1 protein-coding gene is annotated in these 450 nt (G+C 71.8%); it reads right to left on the minus strand.

The window, feature by feature from the left end:
- Nucleotides 1-450: L-serine ammonia-lyase, iron-sulfur-dependent, subunit alpha (locus tag PA598K_RS16670; RefSeq protein WP_185602036.1), on the minus strand; the 450-nt coding region annotated here is incomplete at both ends.

The raw sequence follows: 450 nt of genomic DNA on the forward strand, positions 1-450 counted from the left end.
GCGCCGATCCGCTCCGCGAGCGCGATTACCGGCAGCGTGCAGGCGATGCCCTGGTTGCCACTGCCCGCGGTCGTCATGACCGGCATCGCGCTGCCGGCCATCCGCGCGTCGGAGGCAGCGGCCGCAGCGGCGATGATGCCGGTCGCCCGATCCTCGCCGAACAGGTTGACGGTCGAGCGCTGCGCCATCTTGCGGCCGACCTGGAGTCCGTACTCGCCGCGCAGCCCCTCCTCGGAGATCGCCCGGTTCATCGCCACGCCGTCCATCAGGAAGGCGAGCTCGTCCGCAGCCGCCTCGGCGACGAAGGCATAGATCTCGTCGAGCGACAGCTGCGCTGCCTCCTCATCCGTCCCTTCGGCCTCGCAGTCCGCCTTGTCCCGCCCCGCCTCGACCGGCGCTCCGTTCCGCTCCAGCCGCACGACCCGCGTATGCTCGCGCTCGATGACGGCG

Origin of the sequence: Paenibacillus sp. 598K (genome assembly GCF_003851045.1) — a bacterium.
Taxonomy (GTDB): Bacteria; Bacillota; Bacilli; order Paenibacillales; family Paenibacillaceae; genus Paenibacillus_D.